Raw genomic sequence first — 24354 nt, forward strand, 5'->3', positions numbered from 1 at the left:
GGAGAAGCCATGTCGAAATATAATTGGGATGAAAGGCATATCATTACTTTTCCAGAAGAAAAAGTGGCCCTCTCTACGAAGGATTTACATGTTTACTACGGTAAGAATGAATCCATCAAGGGCGTGGATATGCAATTTGAAAAAAATAAAATTACAGCCTTGATTGGTCCATCAGGATCAGGAAAATCAACCTACTTACGCAGTCTCAACCGTATGAATGATACAATTGATATTGCTAAGGTTACAGGCCAAATTCTCTATCAAGGAATTGACGTCAACCGTCCTGAGATCAATGTCTATGAAATGCGTAAACATATTGGAATGGTTTTCCAACGTCCAAACCCATTTGCTAAATCAATCTATCGTAATATCACCTTTGCACACGAACGTGCAGGAGTTAAGGACAAGAAGGTTCTTGATGAAATTGTAGAAACCTCTCTTCGCCAGTCTGCCCTCTGGGATCAGGTCAAAGATGACCTTCATAAGTCAGCCTTGATGCTTTCAGGTGGTCAGCAACAACGTCTCTGTATCGCTCGTGCTATCTCTGTAAAACCAGACATCCTCTTGATGGATGAGCCTGCATCAGCCTTGGATCCGATTGCGACAGCTCAGCTTGAAGAAACCATGTTGGAGTTGAAGAAGGACTTTACCATCATTATCGTGACCCACAGTATGCAACAGGCTGCGCGTGCTAGTGACTATACAGGATTTTTCTACTTGGGTGATTTGATTGAGTATGATAAGACTGCTAATATTTTCCAAAATGCTAAGCTACAGTCTACTAATGACTATGTAACTGGACACTTTGGTTAGAAAGGTAACAGTATGACAGATGCGATTTTACAGGTTTCAGACCTGTCTGTTTATTACAACAAAAAGAAGGCCTTGAATAGTGTTTCCTTATCATTCCAACCTAAGGAAATTACCGCCCTTATCGGTCCGTCAGGATCGGGGAAATCAACACTTCTAAAGGCTATTAACCGAATGGGAGATCTTAATCCTGAGGTAACAACAACTGGATCAGTGGTTTATAATGGTCACAATATTTATAGCCCTCGTACGGATACCGTTGAATTACGTAAGGAAATTGGAATGGTTTTCCAACAACCCAATCCTTTCCCCATGTCTATCTATGAAAATGTTGTTTATGGACTAAGAATTAATGGAGAGAAAGACAAGCAAGTCTTAGATGAAGCAGTGGAGAAGGCTTTACAACGTGCTTCAATTTGGGATGAAGTCAAGGATCGTTTACATGATTCTGCAATTGGTCTTTCAGGTGGGCAGCAACAACGTGTCTGTGTAGCACGTGTATTGGCAACTAGCCCTAAAATCATCCTCTTGGATGAGCCAACATCTGCCTTGGACCCAATCTCAGCCGGGAAAATAGAAGAAACTCTGTATAGTTTGAAGAATAAGTATACCATGCTTTTAGTAACTCGTTCTATGCAACAAGCATCTCGAATCTCCGATAAAACAGGATTTTTCTTAAATGGAGATTTGATTGAATTTAATGATACTAAGGAAATGTTCCTCTATCCTCAACATAAGGAAACCGAGGACTATATTTCAGGTAAATTTGGATAAGGAGAGAAAAGATGTTACGATCTCAATTTGAAGAAGATTTAGATAAATTGCATAACCAATTCTATGCCATGGGTCAGGAAGTTCTTTCACAGATTAACCGGACCGTGCGTGCTTTTGTAACCCATGACCGTGATTTGGCAAAAGAAGTCATCGAAGAAGATGCGGAAGTCAATGAATATGAAGTAAAATTAGAAAAAAAATCATTTGAAATTATTGCCCTTCAACAGCCAGTTTCACAAGACTTGCGTACAGTCTTGACAGTCCTAAAAGCTGTGTCTGACCTAGAACGTATGGGAGACCATGCGGTATCTATTGCAGAGGCAACTATTCGTATGAAGGGTGAACAACGCATCCCAGCAGTCGAAGAAGAAATCAAAAAGATGGGACGTGATGTTAAAGACTTCGTAGAAACAACCCTCGAACTTTACCTAAACGGGTCAGTTGATAAGGCCTATGAAGTTGCAACCAATGACGAAAAAATCAACCATTATTTCGAAAGCATTCGTGATTTGGCAACTGAAGAAATCAGAAAGAATCCAGATGCCATTGTCACAGGTCGTGATTACTTACAAGTGATTTCTTACTTGGAGCGCATCGGTGATTATGCTAAGAATATCTGTGAATGGGTTGTTTACTTTGAAACAGGTAAGATTGTAGAATTGTAAAATTGATTAAATATACATAAATAGGAGCGAAATAATGTATAAAAGCTCCTTTTTTGTAAAAGAAAATAGAAAAAATAAATAAATATTAAAATCATGCTTGACAAACAACGATTAAAGAGTTATAATTATACAAAATTAACAGAGGAGTTGTTTATTTATGAATTTTAAAAAATGGATATTTGTCTTATGTAGTTTAATTGCAAGCTTCTTTTTAGTGGCTTGCCAATCGTCTAACTCAAGTTCACAGTCAGCAGTAGAGGCAATCAAACAAAAAGGAAAATTAGTAGTCGCAACTAGTCCAGACTATGCACCATTTGAATTTCAATCTTTAGTGGATGGTAAGAACCAGGTTGTAGGTGCAGATATAGATATGGCTCAAGCAATTGCTGATGAACTCGGAGTGAAACTTGAAGTTTCTAGTATGAGTTTTGATAATGTCTTAACAAGCCTTCAAACAGGTAAAGCAGATTTGGCAATTGCGGGAATTAGTGCAACTGACGAAAGAAAAGAAGTTTTTGATTTCTCAATTCCTTACTATGAAAACAAAATGAGTTTCCTGATTAGAAAGTCAGACCTTGAAAAATACAAGGATTTGAACTCTATTGCAAGTGCTAATATTGCAGCTCAAAAAGGAACTGTTCCTGAATCTATGGTCAAAGAACAACTTCCAAATGCGCAGTTAACATCTTTGACTAACATGGGGGAAGCAGTCAATGAACTTCAATCCGGTAAGGTTGATGCTGTTCATATGGACGAGCCAGTAGCTCTAAGCTATGCTGGTAAAAACTCTGATTTGGCAGTTGCTACTGTAAGCTTGACCATGAAAGAAGGCGAAGCAAATGCTGTAGCTATCAAAAAAGGCAGCTCAGATTTGAAGGAAGTGGTTGATAAGGTCATTCAAAAATTAAAAGATGACGGAACTTACCAAACTTATCTTGAAAAAGCTTCTAAACTAACAGAAGTAGAACAATAAAAAAATAACAGAGTTGGATTTTAGTCCAGCTCTGTTTTTAGGTATTTTAATGTTGCTTCAAGATTTTCAATGGGAACTTTTACATATTGATAAGGACAAGTTCTTATATAGGATGATTCGAAAAAATCAAGATTTAAAGAACTGTGTTTAAGACTAGCTATCTTAGCATAGTTTCTAAGATCAATCAGAAGTCCATCATGAAGTGGATAGCAAGGTAGGGGAATGGGATGGTTTTTTAAAAGTTGTTGGATGTGTCTTTGACTCTTTTCCTGAAGTGCCAATCTTGCTAATCTATTTTTTTCAAAAAGCTGACTATCAATGTAGAGTGATAAAGCCTTTTGCATAATGAGGTTGTTATCATAGTCCAGAATGTTTTTATAGGTCACAAAAGCTTCCTTAATAGCGTTAGGAAGTATGAGAGCAGTGATCCGAAGGGCAGGGAATATACTGGTAGAAAAAGACTTGATATAGATGACTAGATCATGCTGGTCCAGATAATGAAAGGTTTGCCCCAATTTAGGATCCAAGTCCCCTAGATAATCATCCTCAACGATATAAATCTGATATTTGGTAGCTAAGTCAAGGATAGCACGCTTCTCTTCTTCCGAATAAGAATGTCCTAGAGGATAGTGGAAACGTGGGATGGTATAGAAAAATTTGACCTTTCCACTTTTAAAATGATCCTCAAGTTCTTTTAGATCAATGCCGTTGACCCGACGTTCAATGGTTTGATAGGGAAGATTTTGAGCCAGCAGAAGTTGGTTCATTCGGTGATAGGTTGGTTGCTCGACCAGTATTTCTTGGCCCTTACCTGGAAAGTCAATTTGAGAAAGAATAAACAGTGCCTGTTGTGTTCCGGTTGTGATGACTAACTGGTCTGATTTACTATAAATTGCTTGGTCAAAGAGCAATGTTTGAACAGACTGGCGTAATTCTTCTAAGCCTTCTAGCTGCTCATAGTAGTTGTAGAGATAATTTTCTCGCCCAATTAAGCTTTCATTGACACACAGGCGGAAATCATCATAGGCAGCGAGATGTTCATCATTGACTGAGATTAAGAGGTCCTCGTGCCGAGTTTGTTGCTCTAAAACATAATAACCACTTTGAGGTTTAGGGTAGATGTACTTTTCGTATCGGAGTTCCAAGAGTGCACGCTGAATAGTGTCCTTACTGCAGTGGAAGTCCTGACTGAGTTTTCGGATAGAAGGTAGGCGACTTCCTGTTTGAAGTTTTCCTGATTCTATCTCTTCTTTCAGATAGTGAACAACTTGTTCATACTTGCTTTCTTGCTTCATTCCGGACCTCACTTGATTTTGTTTCATTGTACCCTTTTTTTAGACGTTTGGCAATGTTAAAAGGTAGTCTAGTGTTCAATTATATGAAGAATTATGATATACTTAGTAAGTAAAATTTTCAAAGAATAGTGAGATGATGATTAAGGTGCAAGAACCAGTTAAATTATTCCAATACAATACTTTGGGAGCCTTGATGGCAGGACTTTATGGTGGAACCATGACCGTTGGTGAATTGCTTGAACATGGTGATTTGGGGCTAGGAACTCTGGATTCTATCGATGGAGAATTGATTGTCTTAGATGGAAAAGCTTATCAGGCCAAGGGATCAGGTGAAAAACCTGAAATCGTTGAAGTGTCATCAGATGCACTGATTCCTTATGCGGCAGTTGTACCCCATCAGGCAGAAGTTATTTTCCGCCAGCGTTTTGAAATGACTGACCAGGAACTAGAAAAACGTATTGAGTCCTACTATGATGGAGAGAATCTTTTCCGTTCGATTAAGGTTCATGGTGATTTTAAACATATGCATGTTCGTATGATACCAAAATCAACGACAGAAACGAAGTTTGCTGAGGTTGCAACACATCAGCCTGAATATAGTTGCGACAATGTATCAGGAACTATTGTTGGTTTCTGGACCCCTGAAATTTTCCATGGTGTTAGTGTTGCCGGTTACCATCTGCACTTTATCTCAGATGATCTAACCTTTGGTGGTCACGTTATGGACTTTGTCATCAAGGAAGGAATCGTAGAGGTTGGAGCTGTCGATCAGCTGGATCAACGTTTCCCTGTTCAAGATCGTAAATATCTTTTTGCTAAGTTTAATGTAGATGAGATGAAAAAAGATATCGAACAAGCAGAGTAAGAGGTGCAAGGTATGAAAATTCATGTAATAATCACAATGATAGCTTTATTTGTATTTCTTATAGCAGCCATTTGGTATGCAAAAAAGAAATACAAGATTAACCTTTCGGTACTAGGCCTTGGGGCAGTAGCATTCTTTGTTTCTTCTCAAGTTTTAGAGAAGATTGTTCACCTTCTGGTTCTTCATCCTCAAAAAGATGGATCCATTTCGCTCATGCAGGAGCACCCTTTTTTATACGTCCTATATGGAATCGCCATGGCAGCTATCTTTGAAGAAACGGCTCGTCTTGTTTTCTTTAATTGGTTAGAAAAAAAGAGAACCTTAGAAGATTCAGATGCCCTCGCCTATGGACTTGGTCATGGTGGCTTGGAGTTGCTCTACCTTGGAATAGGCAGTTTGATTAGTCTTTTGATACTCTTTTCGATGTTAGAGTCTTCAAATCCAGATTTGGCAAATCTCCTTCCCAAAAATACACTTGAAACAGTTCAATCTCTATCTGCTTGGCAGGTCTATTTACTAGGTGTTGAACGTGTGCTTGCTCTGATTATGCAAATCGGTCTCACTATCTGGGTCTATCAAGCAGTTCGTCAAAAGAATTGGATTTACCTAGTGGCTGCCTATGGTCTACATGCCCTATTTGATTTGGCTCCGAGTCTTTCACAGGTTGGCTGGATTTCAAATCCTCTCTTAGTGGAAGGTTTGCTGGCAGTGGAAGTTGTCCTGTTTGTATACTTTACAAAGTCAGTCTTCTATAAAAAACGATAAACTAAAAGAGGCTTAGCCTCTTTTTAATTTTGCTAGAGAAAAAGCTCAGCAAATCATCGAAAAAAAAGACTAAAAATGGTATAATGGAATGAATTTTATAAAAGGATAAGAAAAATGACTGTATTAGATAAATTAAAAGAGACCTTAGAAGGAATCGATATTCGATTCGATGAGCCATTGAAAACTTATACCTATACCAAAGTCGGAGGAAAGGCAGATTACTTAGTTTTTCCTCGTAATCGCTACGAGATGGCTCGAGTCGTTAAATTTGCCAATCAAGAAAATATCCCATGGATGGTTCTCGGAAATGCCAGTAATATTATCGTTCGTGAGGGTGGCGTTCGTGGTTTTGTGATTATGTGTGACAAGTTGAATAACGTCACAGTTGATGGTTATACGATTGAGGCAGAAGCGGGAGCAAACTTGATTGAAACCACTCGTATCGCTCTCCGTCATAGTTTGACAGGTTTTGAGTTCGCATGCGGGATTCCAGGTAGTGTCGGTGGTGCTGTTTTTATGAATGCAGGTGCCTATGGTGGAGAAATTGCTCATATCTTGCAGTCTTGTAAAGTTTTGACCAAGGAAGGGGCAATCGAAACCTTATCTGCCAAAGACTTAGCATTTGGTTACCGTCATTCTCTTGTTCAAGATTCTGGAGCAATTGTATTATCTGCTAAATTTGCCCTAGCTCCAGGGAATCATCAGGTCATCAAGCAAGAAATGGAACGCTTGACTCACCTTCGTGAACTTAAACAACCTCTGGAATACCCATCATGTGGTTCTGTCTTTAAACGCCCAGTTGGGCATTTTGCAGGGCAATTGATTTCAGAAGCGGGTCTAAAGGGTTACCGAATCGGTGGAGTAGAAGTTTCTGAGAAACATGCTGGTTTTATGATCAATGTTGCTGATGGTACAGCAAGAGATTATGAAGACTTAATTGAGTCTGTCATTGAAAAAGTTAAAGAACATTCAGGTGTCACCCTTGAGCGGGAAGTTCGTATCTTGGGTGAACACGAGTAATTACTAGAAATAGCTTAGCTGCTACTAACTAGAATGTCGAGGGGGTGAAAGCCTATCGGTAGTGCAGAAGAATGTAGGCAGTTCAATCTCCTACAAGAGGTAGTAGCGGCCTGACAGAGCCCTGATCTGTTAATCTATGAAAAAGAAGGAATTAATGCCAATTGAAAAAACCAATTATCGAATTCAAAAACGTTTCTAAAGTTTTTGAAGATAGCAACACCAAGGTTCTCAAAGATATCAATTTTGAGTTGGAAGAAGGAAAGTTTTACACACTACTAGGAGCATCTGGTTCAGGAAAATCAACCATTCTCAATATCATCGCCGGTTTGCTAGACGCAACGACTGGAGATATTTTACTGGATGGCGTGCGAATCAATGATATCCCAACTAATAAGCGCGATGTTCATACAGTCTTCCAATCTTATGCCTTGTTTCCGCATATGAATGTCTTTGAAAATGTTGCCTTTCCATTGCGATTACGCATTGAAGCCTGAAAATGCTCTCAAGAATGCAAAGTATGTCGGCTATTCAATACCAAACAATGCTGCTAAGGAAATGCTCCCAGAGGCGACAAAAGAGGACAAGTCCTTTTATCCAGATGCAGAAACGATGAAGCACTTAGAAGTCTATGATAAGTTTGACCGCCAGTGGACTGGGATCTACAGTGATCTCTTCCTACAGTTTAAGATGTATCGGAAGTAGGAGTAGAATATATAGAAACGAATTAGTTAAGCTGGTTCGTTTTTTTGTTGGTTTTTCCAGTTGACTCAAACTTAAAAAAACAGTATAATAGTATGGTTGAGAATTGATTTTCTCCCCATCTTAGTTCAGAGAATTGGCGGTGCTGCGAGCCATCTAAGATAGAAAATCATGCTACTCGATTGTAACAATTGCATAAGAATCAAAGAATGACAAGTTCATTGAATGAAGGTGGTACCGCGGTTTTTCGCCCTTCGTGATATGGATTTGTCTTTTATTTTTAGAGGTGCCTATGAGAAAATTTCTTGTCAAACAAAAATTTCGCCTAGGTGGCGAACGCTTTGATATCAAGGATGAGTTGGGCAATATCGCCTATCAAGTTGAGGGTTCTTTTTTCAAGTTACCTAAAACCTTTACCATCTATGATGCTGCTGGAGAACAGATCAGTGAGATTAGTAAAGAAATGGTGACTTTCATGCCACGCTTTGAGATTCAACTAAGCAATGGAGATAGTTTTTACATCCGAAAGAAGTTGACTTTTTTCAGAGATAAGTATGAATTTGACAACTTTGGTCTTCGTATCGAAGGGAACGTCTGGGATTTAAACTTTAAACTTCTGGATGACCGTGACCAAGTGATTGCGGAAATCGCCAAGGAACTCTTCCATTTAACTTCTACCTATTCCGTAACAGTCTACGACGAATCTTATGCAGACCTAGTCATTTCCCTGTGTGTCGCTATCGACTATGTAGAAATGCTAGAAAGAGACTCAAATTAGTAAAAAGGAGATACAAATGAAACAACTATCTAGTGCACAAATTCGCCAAATGTGGCTTGATTTCTGGGCTACAAAAGGCCACTCAGTAGAACCATCTGTTAGCTTGGTTCCAGTAAACGATCCAACCCTTTTATGGATTAACTCAGGGGTTGCAACCCTCAAGAAATACTTCGACGGAACCATCAAACCTGAAAATCCACGGATTACCAATGCTCAAAAAGCAATTCGTACCAACGATATCGAAAATGTAGGAAAGACTGCTCGTCACCATACCATGTTTGAAATGTTGGGGAACTTCTCTATCGGTGATTACTTCCGTGATGAAGCCATCACTTGGGCATTTGAACTCTTGACGAGTCCAGAATGGTTTGACTTTCCTAAAGACAAACTTTACATGACTTATTATCCAGATGACAAGGATTCATACAACCGCTGGGTGGAAGTTGGAGTAGATCCAAGTCACTTGATCCCAATCGAAGACAACTTCTGGGAAATCGGTGCAGGACCTTCAGGACCAGATACTGAAATCTTCTTTGACCGTGGAGAAGCTTTTGACCCAGATCATATCGGTATTCGTCTTCTTGCAGAAGATATCGAAAATGACCGTTACATCGAAATCTGGAATATTGTCTTGTCACAATTTAACGCAGACCCTGCTGTTCCTCGTAGTGAATACAAGGAATTGCCACACAAGAACATTGATACGGGCGCAGGTTTAGAGCGTTTGGTAGCCGTTATTCAAGGAGCGAAGACCAACTTTGAAACAGACCTCTTCATGCCAATCATCCGTGAAGTGGAAAAGATGTCTGGAAAAACCTACGATCCAGATGGTGACAATATGAGCTTCAAGGTCATTGCAGACCACATTCGTTCTCTTTCATTTGCGATTGGTGATGGGGCTCTTCCAGGAAATGAAGGACGTGGCTATGTCCTTCGTCGTCTCCTCCGTCGTGCTTCTATGCATGGTCAAAAATTGGGGATCAACGAACCTTTCCTTTACAAATTGGTTCCAACTGTTGGAAAAATCATGGAAAGCTATTACCCAGAAGTGCTTGAAAAACGTGACTTTATCGAAAAAATCGTTAAGAGTGAAGAAGAGTCATTTGCTCGTACCCTTCACTCAGGTCAACACTTTGCTCAAGGTATCGTAGCTGACTTGAAGGCCAAAGGTCAATCTGTTATCGATGGACAAGACGTCTTTAAACTTTACGATACTTATGGATTCCCAGTTGAATTGACAGAAGAAATCGCTGAAGAAGCTGGTATGACTATCGATCGTGACGGATTTGAAGCAGCTATGAAGGAACAACAAGAACGTGCGCGTGCATCAGCTGTCAAAGGCGGATCTATGGGCATGCAAAATGAAACTCTTCAAAATATCACAGTTGAAAGTCACTTTAACTATAATGCTAGCCAATTGTCTTCTAAGTTGGTAGCTATCGTAGCGGACAATACAGAAGTAGAAGCTGTATCCGAAGGAACTGCTTCCCTCATTTTTGCTGAAACTCCATTCTACGCTGAAATGGGTGGACAGGTTGCGGACCATGGTCAAATCTTGGATGCTGTAGGGAATGTCGTAGCAAATGTTACAGATGTTCAAAAAGCACCAAATGGTCAACCACTCCATACTGTTGAAGTTTTGGCACCTCTTGCTTTGAACCAAGAATATACCTTGGCTATTGATACCAATCGTCGTCACCGCGTTATGAAGAACCATACAGCAACTCACTTGCTTCATGCAGCTCTTCATAACATTCTCGGAAATCATGCGACTCAAGCAGGATCTCTCAACGAAGTAGAATTCCTCCGTTTTGACTTTACACACTTCCAAGCCGTAACTCCTGAAGAATTACGTGCGATTGAACAACAAGTCAATGAAAAAATCTGGGAAGCTATTGCAATCAAGACAATTGAAACCGATATCGATACAGCTAAAGAAATGGGAGCAATGGCCCTCTTCGGTGAGAAATACGGTAAAAATGTCCGTGTAGTAACCATTGGTGATTATTCTATTGAGCTTTGTGGTGGTACTCACGTTGCCAATACTTCTGAGATTGGCCTCTTCAAAATTGTCAAAGAAGAAGGAATCGGTTCAGGAACTCGTCGTATCTTGGCAGTGACCGGTAAAGAAGCCTTTGAAGCTTATCGCCAACAAGAAGATGCTCTTAAAGTGGCTGCAGCTGCTTTGAAAGCTCCTCAACTTAAGGAAGTTCCTCATAAAGTGGAAGCTCTCCAAGAACAAGTGAAACAACTTCAAAAAGAAAATGCAGAATTGAAGGAAAAAGCAGCAGCAGTGGCAGCTGGTGATGTCTTCAAACATGTTCAAGAAGCGAATGGTCACAGCTTTATCGCAAGCCAAGTTTCTGTATCAGATGCTGGTGCCCTTCGTACCTTCGCAGATAACTGGAAACAAAAAGACTACTCTGATGTTCTTGTTCTTGTCGCAGCGATTGGTGACAAGGTAAATGTTCTAGTAGCCAGCAAGACAAAAGATGTACACGCAGGTAATGTGGTTAAAGAATTGGCTTCAATTGTCGATGGACGTGGTGGTGGTAAACCAGACATGGCCATGGCAGGAGGAAGCAACCAAGCGAAAATCCAAGAATTGTTGGATGCCGTAGCAGATAAATTGTAAGAAAATAAAGATCTATCCACTCGGATAGGTCTTTTTCTGTGGATAAGAAAAACTCCTCACACGAGATGTGAGGAGTTATATAGTTACTAGGAATTAAACAAGACCTTGAGCAATCATAGCATTCGCTACATTTTCAAAGGCTGCAATATTGGCACCTGCAAGGTAATCAGTACCAAGACCGTAAGTTTCTGCTGTTGTTTTAGCAGTATTGAAGATATTTGTCATGATACCTTGAAGACGAGTATCTACTTCTTCGCGAGTCCATGAAAGGCGTTGGCTATTTTGGCTCATTTCAAGAGCAGATACAGCAACACCACCAGCATTAGCAGCTTTGGCAGGTCCGTAAAGGACACCATTTTCTTTGTAAACATGGATAGCTTCCAAGTTACTTGGCATGTTTGCTCCTTCAGAAACAACTTTCACACCTTGGGCTACCAAACGTTTTGCAGCATCGCCGTCAATTTCGTTTTGAGTCGCACATGGAAGGGCGATGTCGTAGTTACCTGCGTAAGTCCATACAGAACCTTCATGGTAAGTAGCAGTTGGTTTTTCTGCAGCGTACTCAGTCAAACGAGCACGACGGTTATTTTTCACATCTGTAAGAAGATCAAAGTCGATTCCGTTTTCATCAATCACGTAACCATTTGAGTCAGATACTGAAATAACAGTTGCACCAAGTTCAGTTGCTTTTTGGACTGCATATTGAGCAACGTTACCAGAACCAGATACAACGACTTTCTTACCAGCGAAGCTATCATTGTGAGCTTTCAACATTTCTTGAGTATAGTAGACCAAACCGTAACCAGTTGCTTCAGGACGAATCAAGCTACCACCAAAGCCAAGAGGTTTACCAGTCAAGACACCAGCGTCGAATTGACGAAGGCGTTTGTATTGACCATAGAGGTAACCAATTTCACGTCCACCAACACCGATATCACCAGCAGGGACATCAAGAGAAGGACCGATGTGTTTTTGCAATTCAGTCATGAAACTTTGGCAGAAACGCATGACTTCAGCGTCAGTTTTGCCTTTAGGATCGAAGTCTGATCCACCTTTACCACCACCGATAGGAAGACCAGTTAAAACGTTTTTAAAGATTTGTTCAAATCCGAGGAATTTCAAGATCCCTTGGTTTACAGTTGGGTGGAAACGAAGTCCACCTTTATATGGTCCAACAGCTGAGTTGAATTGAACACGGTATCCACGGTTTACTTGCACTTTTCCATCACGGTCTACCCAAGGAACACGGAAAGAAATCACGCGTTCAGGCTCAGTGATGCGAGCCAAGATGTTTTCTTCAATGTATTCAGGATGTTTTTCAAATACAGGTTCCAATGTGCCGAAAAATTCTTCGACTGCCTGAAGGAATTCAGCCTCATGCCCATTACGAGCTTTAACAGTTTCAAACACGCTTTGGATATATTCTTTAGCAGATGTCATATCGTTCTCCTTTTGTTGTCATATTTTATTACATGAGACATTATAGCAGAATAATATGCGCTTGTAAAGAAAAAAGTAGAATTTTCTAAAAATTCATTCAATTTCTAGAAAATACTGATTATAAAGCGCTTGGGCAGCATTTGAAATCAGTTATTAAAAAAAGAAAAGAGAAAAATATGGTATAATGATAAAAATAAGAGAAACTAAAGGAGCAGAACAATGGTATCGACAAAAACGGAAATTGCTGGTTTTGAATTTGACAACTGTCTCATGAATGCAGCAGGAGTGGCTTGCATGACTATTGAGGAGTTGGAGGAAGTCAAGCAGTCATCTGCAGGAACTTTTGTGACTAAGACAGCAACATTGGAGGCTCGTCAAGGTAATCCAGAACCACGTTATCACGATGTACCGCTTGGTTCTATTAATTCTATGGGGTTACCAAATCATGGTTTAGACTATTACTTGAACTATCTTTTGGAATTGCAAGATAAGGAACCAGACCGTACTTTCTTTCTATCTTTAGTTGGAATGTCTCCAGAGGAAACTCATACTATTTTGAAAAAGGTTCAAGAAAGTGATTTCCGTGGTTTAACCGAACTCAATCTCTCATGCCCAAATGTTCCAGGAAAACCTCAGATTGCTTATGATTTTGAAACGACTGATAAAATTTTGTCTGAAGTTTTTGCTTACTTTACTAAACCTTTGGGGATTAAGTTGCCACCGTATTTTGATATTGTTCACTTTGACCAAGCTGCAGCAATTTTTAACCAGTATCCACTTAAGTTTGTGAATTGTGTAAATTCAGTTGGAAACGGCCTTTATATAGAAGATGAGTCTGTCGTGATTCGACCTAAGAACGGCTTTGGTGGAATTGGTGGAGAATACATCAAACCAACAGCCCTTGCTAATGTTCATGCTTTTTACCAACGTCTCAAACCTGAAATTCAAATCATAGGAACCGGTGGAGTGCTTACAGGACGTGATGCCTTTGAACATATCCTATGTGGTGCCAGCATGGTTGAGATTGGAACTACACTTCACAAAGAAGGAGTAGCTGCTTTTGAGCGTATTACAAACGAGCTCAAAGAAATCATGGCGGAAAAGGGATATGAAAGCCTAGAGGATTTCCGTGGAAAATTGAAGTATATTGATTAAATAAAAGCGAAACTATAAAGAAAGGAGAACAAATGCTAGCCATAGAAGAAAGTCGAAAGCTATCCTTAGCGAACCTTCCTAGTTTGACCCTGTTTACAGGGGCTGATCAAGGACAGTACGACATCATGAAGACTCAGGTTCTAAAGCAAATAGGGTACGACCCCGCAGATTTGAATTTTGCTTATTTTTACATGAAAGAAGTAGACTATAAAAGCTTGGAACTAGAGCTGGTCAGTCTTCCTTTCTTTGCGGATGAAAAAATTGTTATTTTAGATCATTTTCTCGATATAACGACAGCTAAAAAACGCTATCTAACTGATGATGAACTTAAGTCTTTTGAAGACTATCTGGAAAATCCTTTACCTTCAAGCAAATTAGTAATCTTTGCTGAAGGGAAGTTAGACAGCAAGAGACGTCTGGTCAAATTGCTTAAGCGAGATGCGGCAGTTTTTGAAGCTATCGAGCCAAAAGAGCAAGAGTTGAGAGCCTATTTTCAAAAGTGGGCTCAGGAACAAGGACTTACTTTTGATGGAAATTCCTTTGAACAGTTGCTTATCAAATCAGGCTTTCAATTCAGTGAAATTCAGAAAAACCTGCTCTTCTTACAATCTTATAAGGATAGTGGTCTGATAACAGAAGAAGATATTGTTGAAGCCATTCCAAAGACTTTGCAGGATAATATCTTTGATTTAACCCAATTGATTTTAGGAGATAAGATTGATCAGGCGCGTGATTTAGTCAAAGATTTGACCTTGCAGGGAGAAGATGAGATTAAACTTATTGCCATTATGCTGGGGCAGTTCAGACTCTATACACAAGTGAAAATTTTGCAAGAATCTGGCCAAACAGAGTCTCAGATGGTCAGCAGTTTAGGTCACTATCTTGGTCGCAATCCGAATCCCTATCAAATCAAATTTGCTCTTCGTGACACGCGAGGATTGTCCTTGAATTTCTTACAGGATTCTATTCGTCATCTCATCCAGGCAGATTACCAAATTAAGACTGGTGTTTACGAAAAAGGGTACTTGTTTGAGAAAGCTTTATTGCAGATTGCGAGCCAGTCAAATTGAGCAAAAAACTTGAAAAAACAGGATGATTGCGTTATCATTTTTATATAGAAAGAAAAAGAGGTATTACAGATGGCTATTATCTTACCAGATCTTCCATACGCTTACGACGCCTTGGAACCATACATTGATGCTGAAACAATGCACTTGCACCATGACAAACACCACCAAACATACGTAAACAACGCAAATGCAGCTCTTGAAAAACACCCTGAAATTGGTGAAGACCTCGAAGCATTGCTTGCGGACGTAGATTCTATCCCAGCTGATATCCGTCAAGCACTTATCAACAATGGTGGTGGACACTTGAACCACGCTCTTTTCTGGGAATTGATGACTCCTGAAAAAACAGCTCCTTCAGCAGAACTTGCAGCAGCAATCAATGAAACTTTCGGTTCATTCGAAGAATTCCAAGCAGCATTTACTGCGGCAGCAACAACTCGTTTTGGTTCTGGATGGGCATGGTTGGTTGTTAACAAAGAAGGTAAGCTTGAAGTGACTTCAACAGCAAACCAAGACACACCAATCTCAGAAGGTAAGAAACCAATCTTGGGCTTGGACGTTTGGGAACATGCATACTATGTGAAATACCGCAACGTTCGTCCTGACTACATCAAAGCTTTCTTCTCAGTGATTAACTGGAATAAAGTAAACGAACTCTACACAGTAGCTAAATAATGCAAACAGTAATACCTTTTGGTCATTATCTCATTTGACCAAAAGGTGTTTTTTGTTTGCTTTGATGAGAAGTATCTGTCTCATGATTTTCCTTTGTTGGATAGGCTTGATTTATGGTATAATGATAAGATAGAAATCGAAGGAGAAATCATGAATATTCAACAATTACGCTACGTTGTTGCTATTGCAAATAGTGGTACTTTTCGAGAAGCGGCTGAAAAGATGTACGTTAGCCAACCCAGTCTATCTATTTCTGTAAGAGACTTGGAAAAAGAGCTAGGTTTCAAGATTTTTCGTAGAACCAGTTCAGGGACATTTCTCACTCGCCGTGGGATGGAATTTTATGAAAAGGCACAAGAATTGGTCAAAGGATTTGATGTTTTCCAAAACCAGTATGCTAATTCTGAAGAGGAAAAAGACGAGTTTTCAATAGCCAGCCAGCACTATGATTTCTTACCACCAACCATTACAGCTTTTTCTCAAAAGTATCCTGAATATAAAAATTTCCGTATTTTTGAATCTACAACTGTTCAGATTTTGGATGAAGTAGCCCAAGGTCATAGTGAGATTGGAATTATCTACCTTAACAATCAAAACCAAAAAGGAATTATGCAACGGGTTGAAAAGTTAGGTCTTGAAGTGATTGAGTTGATTCCTTTCCAAACACATATCTATTTGCGTGAAGGACATCCTCTAGCCAAGAAAAAAGAGTTGGTCATGGAGGATTTGGCAGATTTGCCAACAGTTCGATTCACACAAGAAAAGGATGAGTATCTTTATTACTCAGAAAACTTTGTGGATACAAGTGCCAGCTCTCAGATGTTTAACGTAACTGACCGCGCTACCTTAAATGGGATTCTTGAAAGAACAAATGCTTATGCGACTGGTTCTGGATTCTTAGATAGCGATAGCGTTAACGGGATCACCGTTATTCCACTAAATGATAATCTCAATAATCGTATGGTTTATGTGAAACGTGAGGAAGTGGACTTGAGCCAAGCGGGAACCTTATTTGTAGAGGTTATGCAAGAGTATTTTGATCAGAAGAGGAAATCATGAAAAAAAGAGGAATAATAGCAGGGATTATAGCAGCCTTGATTGTGATAGACCAATTAGTAAAGGCTTATGTCGTTCAGAATATTGCTATTGGTGAAATCAAGTCATGGATCCCAAATCTAGTTAGTCTAACCTATCTGCAAAATAGAGGAGCTGCTTTTTCTATGCTCCAAGATCAACAGTGGTTTTTTGCCTTAATCACCTTTGTAGTCATGGGGGTTGCTGTTTGGTATTTGCATAAACATATAGAAGACTCATTTTGGACGGTCTTTGGTCTAATTTTGATTATTGCAGGTGGCCTTGGGAACTTTATCGATCGCGTTAGTCAAGGTTTTGTCGTGGATATGTTTCACTTGGACTTTATCAATTTTGCGATTTTCAATGTGGCTGATAGTTATCTGACAGTAGGGGTCGTTGTGTTATTGCTTGCAATGCTAAAAGAGGAAATGAATGGAAATTAAAATTGAAACCGGCGGGGTACGCTTAGATAAGGCTTTGTCAGATTTGACAGAACTGTCCCGTAGTCTCGCCAATGAACAAATCAAGTCTGGTCAAGTCTTGGTCAATGGTCAGTTAAAAAAAGCTAAGTACTCAGTTCAAGAAGGGGATGTTATCACTTACCAAGTTCCAGAACCAGAGGTTTTGGAGTATGTAGCTGAAGATATTCCTTTAGAGATTGTGTATCAAGATGAGGATGTAGCAGTAGTCAATAAGCCTCAAGGCATGGTCGTTCATCCAAGTGCTGGTCATACCAGTGGTACCTTGGTTAATGCCCTCATGTATCATATCAAGGATCTTTCTGGTATCAATGGTGTGCTTCGTCCAGGGATTGTTCATCGTATTGATAAAGATACATCTGGACTCTTGATGATTGCTAAAAATGATGAAGCACACTTAGCACTGGCTCAAGAATTGAAGGACAAGAAGTCTCTTCGTAAATATTGGGCCATCGTTCATGGAAATATTCCAAATGACCGAGGTGTTATTGAGGCGCCGATTGGTCGAAGTGAAAAAGACCGTAAGAAACAAGCTGTGACAGCTAAAGGGAAACCAGCAGTAACGCGTTTTCGCGTCTTAGAACGCTTTGGTGATTATACCTTACTGGAATTACAACTGGAAACAGGACGAACACACCAAATCCGTGTACACATGGCTTATATCGGTCATCCTGTTGCTGGGGATGAGGTTTACGGTCCTCGTAAAACCCTAAAGGGTCATGGGCAATTTCTCCATGCTAAGACACTTGGATTTACCCATCCAAGAACTGGTGAAACCATGGAATTTACTTCCGATATTCCAGAAATATTCAAGCAAACCTTGGAGAAACTTAGAAATGAACAATAAAAAAAGGACTCAGTTGAGTCCTTTTTATTTGCGTTTTTTCTTGGCTTTTTTCATTTTGTTGGCCATGCGTTTCATGGATTGCTTCATAGCAAATTCACCGATTTTACCCTTGAGACCTCCACCAAGCATCTGGCTCATATCAGGCATTCCGGCTCCTCCAAGAGCAGACATATCCGGCATACCACCTTGCCCCATCATACCTTCAAGGGCTGACATATCCATGCCACCAGGCATATTTTTAGGAAGGTTGTTAGGGTTAATACCCATTTGCTTCATCATCTTGTTCATATCACCTGACATGACACCTTGCATGAGTTGTTTGGCTTGGTTAAAGTCTTTGATGAACTTGTTGACATCGATAAAGGTATTACCAGAACCAGCTGCGATACGACGACGACGGCTTGGAGTGAGCAAATCTGGATTTTCACGTTCTTCCGGAGTCATAGAAGACACGATGGCACGTTTGCGAGCAATCTGTTTTTCATCCACCTTCATATTTTGAAGGGCAGGATTGTTGGCCATACCAGGAATCATCTTGAGCAAATCTTCCATTGGGCCCATATTTTGTACCTGATCCAACTGATCGATGAAATCGTTGAAATCAAAGGTGTTTTCCCGCATCTTTTCAGCCATTTCAAAGGCTTTTTGCTCATCGTACTCTTGGGAAGCTTTCTCAATCAGAGTCAGCATATCACCCATACCGAGAATCCGGCTTGCCATGCGGTCAGGGTGGAAGGTTTCAATGTCGGTAATTTTTTCACCAGTACCAGTGAATTTGATTGGTTTTCCTGTGATATGACGAACAGAAAGGGCCGCACCACCACGAGTGTCCCCGTCAATCTTGGTAAGGATGACACCGGTAACTTCTAATTGAGCGTTAAATTCTCGCGCAACGTTAGCAGCTTCTTGACCAATCATGGCATCGATAACGAGAAGGATTTCATTTGGTTGAGCAAGAGCTTTAACATCACGAAGCTCATTCATGAGGAGCTCGTCAATTTGCAGACGACCAGCCGTATCAATCAAAACATAGTCGTTATGGTTGGCTTTAGCTTGCTCTAAACCTTGGCGAACAATCTCCACTGCAGGTACTTCAGTTCCAAGAGCAAAGACAGGAACGTCAATTTGTTGTCCCAGTGTTTTCAATTGGTCAATAGCTGCGGGACGATAGATGTCGGCCGCAATCATCAAAGGACGAGCATCCTCTTCTTTTTTGAGTTTGTTGGCAAGTTTTCCAGCGAAGGTTGTTTTACCAGCCCCTTGCAAACCAACCATCATGATAATAGTTGGGATTTTTGGAGATTTGATGATTTCAGCAGTGTCTGAACCAAGAACTGCCGTCAATTCTTCATTGACAATCTTGATGATTTGTTGGGCTGGATTGAGGGTATCGATCACTTCATGCCCAATGGCACGTTCACGAACCTTCTTGATAAAATCCTTGACAACAGGCAGAGCTACATCGGCTTCTAAAAGAGCCAGACGAATTTCCTTGGTTGCTTCTTGGATATCGCTCTCTGTAATTTTTCCTTTTTTACGTAGGTTTTTAAAGACGTTCTGCAAACGTTCTGTTAAATTTTCAAATGCCATATTTATTCCTCTTATTCTCTATTATCAATACTTGTTAAAATCTCAACTTGCTCTTGGAGAAAGGTATCCTCTGGATAACGCTCCAAAATCTGATCAAAAATCTGACTGCGGACAATGTAATCAGAGTACATATGAAGCTTCATTTCATAATCTTCCAGTATCTTTTCTGTACGCTTGATGTTATCATAAACAGCCTGACGACTGACACCGAATTCTTCAGCGATTTCAGCGAGACTATAATCGTCTGCATAGTAGAGTTCGATGTAGTTCATCTGCTTATCAGTCAAAAGGGCTGCATAAAACTCAAACAGAGCATTCATACGATTGGTTTTTTCAATTTCCATAAGATTTATTATACCAAAAGAAAGGGTAATTTGCTAGCAGAGGAGTGATTTTATAGGGAATTCAGTAAACTCATCTATACTGTTATTTTTCTGACGTTGAGGGCTTTTTTTGGTATAATAGAAAGGACTGTAATTAGTTAGAAAGGGCTTAGTATGAAAGAACTACAAACTGTACTAAAAAATCGTTTTGCAATTGAATTTGCAGATCAAAACTTACTTGAAACTGCCTTTACGCATACCAGCTATGCCAATGAGCACCGCCTCTTAAAAATTTCACATAATGAACGCTTGGAATTTTTAGGAGACGCTGTTCTGCAGTTATTGATTTCAGAATATCTGTATAAGAAATATCCTAAAAAACCAGAAGGAGATTTGTCTAAACTTCGTGCCATGATTGTCCGTGAAGAAAGTTTAGCTGGTTTTGCGCGTGACTGTCAATTTGATGAATTTATCAAACTTGGTAAGGGTGAAGAAAAATCTGGAGGTCGACATAGAGATACGATTCTTGGTGATGCCTTTGAAGCTTTTTTAGGTGCGTTGCTTTTGGACAAGGATGTTGCTACAGTGAAAAACTTTATTTATACAGTCATGATTCCGAAGGTTGAGACAGGTGATTTTGAGATGATTACGGACTACAAGACTCATCTTCAAGAATTACTTCAGGTCAATGGAGATGTAGATATTTGTTATCAAGTTACTTCAGAGACAGGGCCTGCGCATGATAAGATATTTGAAGTAGAAGTGCTCGTTGAAGGAACAAGTATCGGAAAAGGGCAAGGGCGTTCTAAAAAATTAGCGGAGCAGGAAGCTGCTAAAAATGCAGTCGAGAAAGGGCTGGATTCATGTATTTAAAGGAAATTGAGATTCAGGGATTTAAATCTTTTGCTGATAAGACCAAGGTTGTTTTTGACCAGGGAGTTACAGCGGTGGTGGGACCAAATGGTTCAGGAAAATCCAATATCACCGAAAGTCTGCGTTGGGCATTAGGAGAATCTAGCGTGAAGAATCTTCGTGGTGGGAAGATGCCTGATGTTATCTTTGCAGGGACAGAAAGTAGAAAACCTTTAAACTATGCTTCTGTAGTCGTGACTCTTGATAATCAAGACGGTTTTATCAAAGATGCAGGTCAGGAAATCAAGGTTGAACGTCACATTTATCGTACGGGAGATAGCGAATACAAGATTGATGGGAAAAAGGTCCGTCTTCGTGATATTCATGATTTATTCCTAGATACTGGACTTGGTCGTGACTCCTTCTCCATTATTTCCCAAGGGAAGGTCGAAGAAATCTTTAACTCCAAACCTGAAGAACGTCGCGCTATCTTTGAAGAAGCTGCGGGAGTTTTGAAGTATAAGACACGTCGCAAAGAGACGGAAAGTAAGCTACAACAAACTCAAGACAATTTAGACCGCTTGGAAGATATCATCCATGAGTTAGATAATCAAATCAAGCCCTTAGAAAAACAAGCAACAACAGCTCGTAAATTTATTGAATTAGACGGCCAGCGTAAAGGCATCTACTTAGATGTTTTGGTTGCTCAAATTCAAGCCAATAAGGATGAATTGGATCTAACAGAAGAAGAATTAAATCAAGTTCAAGAGCTTTTGACCAGCTACTATCAAAAGCGAGAAGAGTTAGAAGAAGAAAATCAAACCCTCAAAAAGAAACGTCAGGATTTGCAGGCTGAGATGGCAAAAGACCAGTCAAGCTTGATGGATTTGACTAGTTTAATTAGTGATTTAGAACGGAAATTGGCCTTGTCTAAACTGGAGACAGAGCAAGTCGCCCTCAATCAACAAGAGGCTCAGGCTCGTTTAGCTGGTTTGGATGAAAAGAGAAATGCTCTTACTCAGGAAAAGAAAGAAAAAGAAGCAAATCTCAGTCAGTTAGAAGAAAATTTAGCGGTCAATACAAAGGAACTCAATCGTTTAGAGGCTGAGTTATTAGCTTTTTCTGATGATCCAGACCAGATGATTGAGCAACTGCGTGAACGCTTCGTTGCCTTCTTAGAGGAAGAAGCGGATGTCTCTAACCAGTTGACACGGATTGAGAATGACCTTGAAAATAGTCGCCAACAGACTCAAAAGCAAGAAGAACAATTGGAGTCCTTGAAGGAACAATTAGAGTCTGCTAAATCTAAGGCTAGTGAGCAAGAAACTGCTCTTAAATCAGCAAAAGAAAAAGTACAGACCTTGCTTGCTGACTATCAGACGCATGCTAAACAGGAAGAAGAACAAAAGCAGACTTATCAAAGTCAGCAAAATCAACTTTTTGACCGTTTGGATAGTCTGAAAAACAAGCAGGCCAAGGCGCAAAGTCTGGAAAACATTCTTAAAAACCATAGTAATTTCTATGCGGGTGTTAAGAGTGTTCTACAAGAAAAAAATCGCCTGGGCGGTATTGTCGGAGCGGTCAGTGAACATTTAACTTTTGATGTTCGTTATCAAACAGCTCTTGAAATTGCCCTCGGGGCAAGTAGCCAACATATCATAGTTGAAGATGAACAGGCTGCGACTAAGGCTATCGACTTCCTTAAACGAAATCGAGCTGGTCGTGCGACTTTCCTACCTTTGACAACTATTAAGGCTCGTAGCATTTCTGGGCAGAACCAAGATGTGATTGCCTCAAGTCCAGGTTTTCTTGGCATGGCAGATGAACTGGTTACCTTTGATGCCAAGCTAGAAGCTATTTTTAAAAACTTGCTAGCAACCACAGCTATCTTTGATACAGTGGAGCATGCGCGTGATGCAGCTCGTAAGGTACGCTATCAGGTTCGGATGGTAACCTTAGATGGTACAGAACTACGAACAGGTGGTTCTTATGCTGGTGGTGCCAATCGTCAAAATAACAGCATCTTCATCAAGCCTGAATTGGAACAGTTGCAAAAAGAGATTGCTCAAGAAGAAAAGCTTCTTCGTCATGAAGAAGAAAAACTGAAATCAGCTCAAGAAAACTTAGCTAACCTCACTCAAACTTTGGAGACCATTAAGTCCAAAGGGGAACAAGCTCGTATAGAAGAGCAAGGTTTATATCTGGCCTATCAACAAACTTGTCAACAAGTCGAAGAACTCGAAACACTGTTAGAACTTCAGGAAAAGGAATTAAACAATCTAAGGGGCGGAGATTGGCAAGCTGAAAAAGAAAAATGCCAAGAACGTCTTGCACTCATTGCGACTGAAAAGCAAAAACTGGAATCTGAAATCGAAGAAATCAAGTCCAATAAAAATGCGATTCAGGAACGCTACCAAAACTTGCAGGAAAAACTTTCTCAAGAACGTCTCCGTAAAACAGAAATGTTAGGACAAAAGCGTTACGAAGTTGCAGATATTGAACGGATTAACAAGGAACTTGAGAACCTCAATATCGAGCAAGAAGAGATTGAACGTCTTCTCCAAGAAAAGGTAGACAATCTTGAAAAGGTTGATACGGAACTTTTGACCAAGCAGGAAACAGAAGCTAAGAGTCAGAAGGAAGAAATTCAACAAGGATTGATTCGTAAGCAGTTTGAACTGGATGATATTGAGGGTCAATTGGATGATATTGCCAGTCATTTAGAACAAGCTCGTCAGCAAAATGAAGAATGGATTCGTAAGCAAACACGTGCAGAAGCAACCAAAGAGAAGATTACAGATCGCCTTCGCTATCTTCAAGGTCAACTGACTGAAGAATACCAGATTAGTTATACAGAAGCTTTAGAACAAGCCAATCCGTTAGAAGATTTGGCTGTCGCTGAACAAAAAGTTAAGGATTTGGAAAAATCCATTCGTTCACTTGGTCCAGTCAATTTGGATGCTATTGAACAGTTTGACGAAGTATACGAACGCTTGGAATTCTTGAATAGTCAGCGAGATGACATTCTTTCTGCTAAAAATCTTCTTCTTGAAACCATTACAGAGATGAACGATGAAGTGAAGGAACGGTTTAAATCAACCTTTGAAGCTATTCGTGAGTCCTTCAAAGTGACCTTTAAGCAGATGTTTGGTGGTGGTCAAGCAGACCTTATCTTGACAGAAGGAGATCTATTGACTGCAGGTGTCGAAATCTCTGTGCAACCACCGGGTAAGAAAATCCAATCTCTCAACCTCATGAGTGGTGGAGAGAAGGCCTTGTCAGCTCTGGCTTTGCTCTTCTCAATTATTCGTGTTAAGACCATTCCATTTGTTATTTTAGATGAAGTAGAAGCGGCACTCGATGAGGCCAATGTTAAACGTTTTGGGGATTATCTCAATCGATTTGACAAGGATAGCCAGTTTATCGTTGTTACCCACCGTAAGGGTACTATGGCAGCGGCAGACTCTATCTATGGTGTAACCATGCAGGAATCTGGTGTATCCAAGCTGGTTTCTGTTAAATTGAAAGATTTAGAGAATATAGAATGACCTTCGAGAAGTCGGAAAGTTT

Annotated in this window: 21 protein-coding genes and 2 pseudogenes; 19 read left to right on the forward strand and 4 right to left on the reverse strand. The window is 40.0% G+C overall.

Annotated features, from left to right (window positions below; translation table 11 throughout):
* The first annotated feature begins 9 nt into the window (after positions 1-9).
* The 4 genes from pstB (HMPREF9180_RS04860) to HMPREF9180_RS04875 all read left to right on the forward strand — a co-directional run bounded on the left by pstB (HMPREF9180_RS04860) (position 10) and on the right by HMPREF9180_RS04875 (position 3222).
* Positions 10-813, forward strand: coding sequence for a phosphate ABC transporter ATP-binding protein PstB (gene pstB / locus HMPREF9180_RS04860; protein ID WP_006145372.1), 804 nt, complete (start codon positions 10-12; stop codon positions 811-813).
* 12 nt (positions 814-825) lie between these two features.
* A complete protein-coding gene (gene pstB, locus HMPREF9180_RS04865; protein ID WP_006145373.1) occupies positions 826-1584 on the forward strand; it encodes a phosphate ABC transporter ATP-binding protein PstB in 759 nt (252 codons plus the stop codon).
* A gap of 11 nt (positions 1585-1595) precedes the next feature.
* Positions 1596-2249 (forward strand): phosphate signaling complex protein PhoU, encoded by a 654-nt coding sequence (gene phoU / locus HMPREF9180_RS04870; protein ID WP_006145374.1) that lies wholly within the window; start codon positions 1596-1598, stop codon positions 2247-2249.
* 157 nt (positions 2250-2406) lie between these two features.
* Positions 2407-3222: an ABC transporter substrate-binding protein gene (locus tag HMPREF9180_RS04875; RefSeq protein WP_006145375.1), complete on the forward strand. Its 816-nt coding sequence runs from the start codon at positions 2407-2409 to the stop codon at positions 3220-3222.
* A gap of 20 nt (positions 3223-3242) precedes the next feature.
* Here HMPREF9180_RS04875 and HMPREF9180_RS04880 read toward each other — a convergent pair whose 3' ends face one another.
* The gene (locus HMPREF9180_RS04880) at positions 3243-4517 is read right to left on the reverse strand and encodes an aminotransferase-like domain-containing protein (protein WP_025168646.1); all 1275 of its coding nucleotides are present in this window, start codon (positions 4515-4517) and stop codon (positions 3243-3245) included.
* Between the two features lie 136 nt (positions 4518-4653).
* On the opposite strand from HMPREF9180_RS04880, the gene budA reads away from it, so the two are divergent.
* From budA to alaS, 7 genes and pseudogenes are all read left to right on the forward strand, one after another.
* Complete coding sequence (gene budA, locus HMPREF9180_RS04885) at positions 4654-5382, forward strand: acetolactate decarboxylase (RefSeq protein WP_006145377.1); 729 nt, start codon at positions 4654-4656, stop codon at positions 5380-5382.
* 12 nt (positions 5383-5394) lie between these two features.
* Entirely contained in the window at positions 5395-6147 is a 753-nt protein-coding gene (locus HMPREF9180_RS04890) for a YhfC family intramembrane metalloprotease (protein WP_006145378.1), read from the forward strand.
* Positions 6148-6261: 114 nt separating this feature from the next.
* Positions 6262-7167, forward strand: a complete 906-nt coding sequence (gene murB / locus HMPREF9180_RS04895) for a UDP-N-acetylmuramate dehydrogenase (RefSeq protein ID WP_006145379.1) — start codon at positions 6262-6264, stop codon at positions 7165-7167.
* Between the two features lie 161 nt (positions 7168-7328).
* A pseudogene (locus tag HMPREF9180_RS04900) lies at positions 7329-7649 on the forward strand (ATP-binding cassette domain-containing protein); the annotation flags it as partial.
* Positions 7642-7869, forward strand: a pseudogene (locus HMPREF9180_RS10130) (spermidine/putrescine ABC transporter substrate-binding protein); the annotation flags it as partial. The pseudogenes HMPREF9180_RS04900 and HMPREF9180_RS10130, both read left to right, overlap by 8 nt.
* Positions 7870-8158: 289 nt before the next feature.
* Entirely contained in the window at positions 8159-8644 is a 486-nt protein-coding gene (locus HMPREF9180_RS04905) for an LURP-one-related/scramblase family protein (RefSeq protein WP_006145382.1), read from the forward strand.
* Between the two features lie 16 nt (positions 8645-8660).
* On the forward strand, positions 8661-11279 hold the full coding sequence (gene alaS, locus HMPREF9180_RS04910; protein ID WP_006145383.1) for an alanine--tRNA ligase: 2619 nt from the start codon (positions 8661-8663) through the stop codon (positions 11277-11279).
* Between the two features lie 93 nt (positions 11280-11372).
* On the opposite strand, the gene gdhA is transcribed toward alaS, so the two are convergent.
* The gene (gene gdhA, locus HMPREF9180_RS04915) at positions 11373-12719 is read right to left on the reverse strand and encodes an NADP-specific glutamate dehydrogenase (protein ID WP_006145384.1); all 1347 of its coding nucleotides are present in this window, start codon (positions 12717-12719) and stop codon (positions 11373-11375) included.
* Positions 12720-12938: 219 nt separating this feature from the next.
* On the opposite strand from gdhA, the gene HMPREF9180_RS04920 reads away from it, so the two are divergent.
* The 6 genes from HMPREF9180_RS04920 (at position 12939) to HMPREF9180_RS04945 (ending at position 18019) form a co-directional block, all read left to right on the forward strand.
* On the forward strand, positions 12939-13874 hold the full coding sequence (locus tag HMPREF9180_RS04920) for a dihydroorotate oxidase (protein ID WP_006145385.1): 936 nt from the start codon (positions 12939-12941) through the stop codon (positions 13872-13874).
* A 32-nt stretch (positions 13875-13906) separates the two neighbouring features.
* Entirely contained in the window at positions 13907-14944 is a 1038-nt protein-coding gene (gene holA, locus HMPREF9180_RS04925) for a DNA polymerase III subunit delta (protein ID WP_006145386.1), read from the forward strand.
* 69 nt (positions 14945-15013) lie between these two features.
* Complete coding sequence (gene sodA, locus HMPREF9180_RS04930; protein WP_006145387.1) at positions 15014-15619, forward strand: superoxide dismutase SodA; 606 nt, start codon at positions 15014-15016, stop codon at positions 15617-15619.
* Between the two features lie 150 nt (positions 15620-15769).
* Positions 15770-16678, forward strand: a complete 909-nt coding sequence (locus HMPREF9180_RS04935) for a LysR family transcriptional regulator (protein ID WP_025168648.1) — start codon at positions 15770-15772, stop codon at positions 16676-16678.
* Positions 16675-17136, forward strand: a complete 462-nt coding sequence (gene lspA, locus HMPREF9180_RS04940; RefSeq protein ID WP_006145389.1) for a signal peptidase II — start codon at positions 16675-16677, stop codon at positions 17134-17136. Before HMPREF9180_RS04935 ends, lspA begins: the two co-directional genes overlap by 4 nt.
* The gene (locus tag HMPREF9180_RS04945) at positions 17126-18019 is read left to right on the forward strand and encodes an RluA family pseudouridine synthase (RefSeq protein WP_006145390.1); all 894 of its coding nucleotides are present in this window, start codon (positions 17126-17128) and stop codon (positions 18017-18019) included. The genes lspA and HMPREF9180_RS04945 overlap by 11 nt, the downstream gene beginning before the upstream one ends.
* A gap of 24 nt (positions 18020-18043) precedes the next feature.
* On the opposite strand, the gene ffh is transcribed toward HMPREF9180_RS04945, so the two are convergent.
* Positions 18044-19609 carry a signal recognition particle protein gene (ffh, locus tag HMPREF9180_RS04950; protein ID WP_006145391.1) on the reverse strand — a complete coding sequence of 522 codons (1566 nt, stop codon included), beginning with the start codon at positions 19607-19609 and terminating at the stop codon, positions 18044-18046.
* An 11-nt stretch (positions 19610-19620) separates the two neighbouring features.
* A complete protein-coding gene (locus HMPREF9180_RS04955) occupies positions 19621-19953 on the reverse strand; it encodes a putative DNA-binding protein (protein WP_006145392.1) in 333 nt (110 codons plus the stop codon).
* 153 nt (positions 19954-20106) lie between these two features.
* On the opposite strand from HMPREF9180_RS04955, the gene rnc reads away from it, so the two are divergent.
* Positions 20107-20805 (forward strand): ribonuclease III, encoded by a 699-nt coding sequence (gene rnc, locus HMPREF9180_RS04960; RefSeq protein WP_006145393.1) that lies wholly within the window; start codon positions 20107-20109, stop codon positions 20803-20805.
* Positions 20796-24332 (forward strand): chromosome segregation protein SMC, encoded by a 3537-nt coding sequence (smc, locus tag HMPREF9180_RS04965; protein ID WP_006145394.1) that lies wholly within the window; start codon positions 20796-20798, stop codon positions 24330-24332. The genes rnc and smc overlap by 10 nt, the downstream gene beginning before the upstream one ends.
* Positions 24333-24354: the final 22 nt, after the last annotated feature.

The sequence above is a fragment of the Streptococcus peroris ATCC 700780 genome (genome assembly GCF_000187585.1).
Lineage (GTDB): Bacteria > Bacillota > Bacilli > Lactobacillales > Streptococcaceae > Streptococcus > Streptococcus peroris.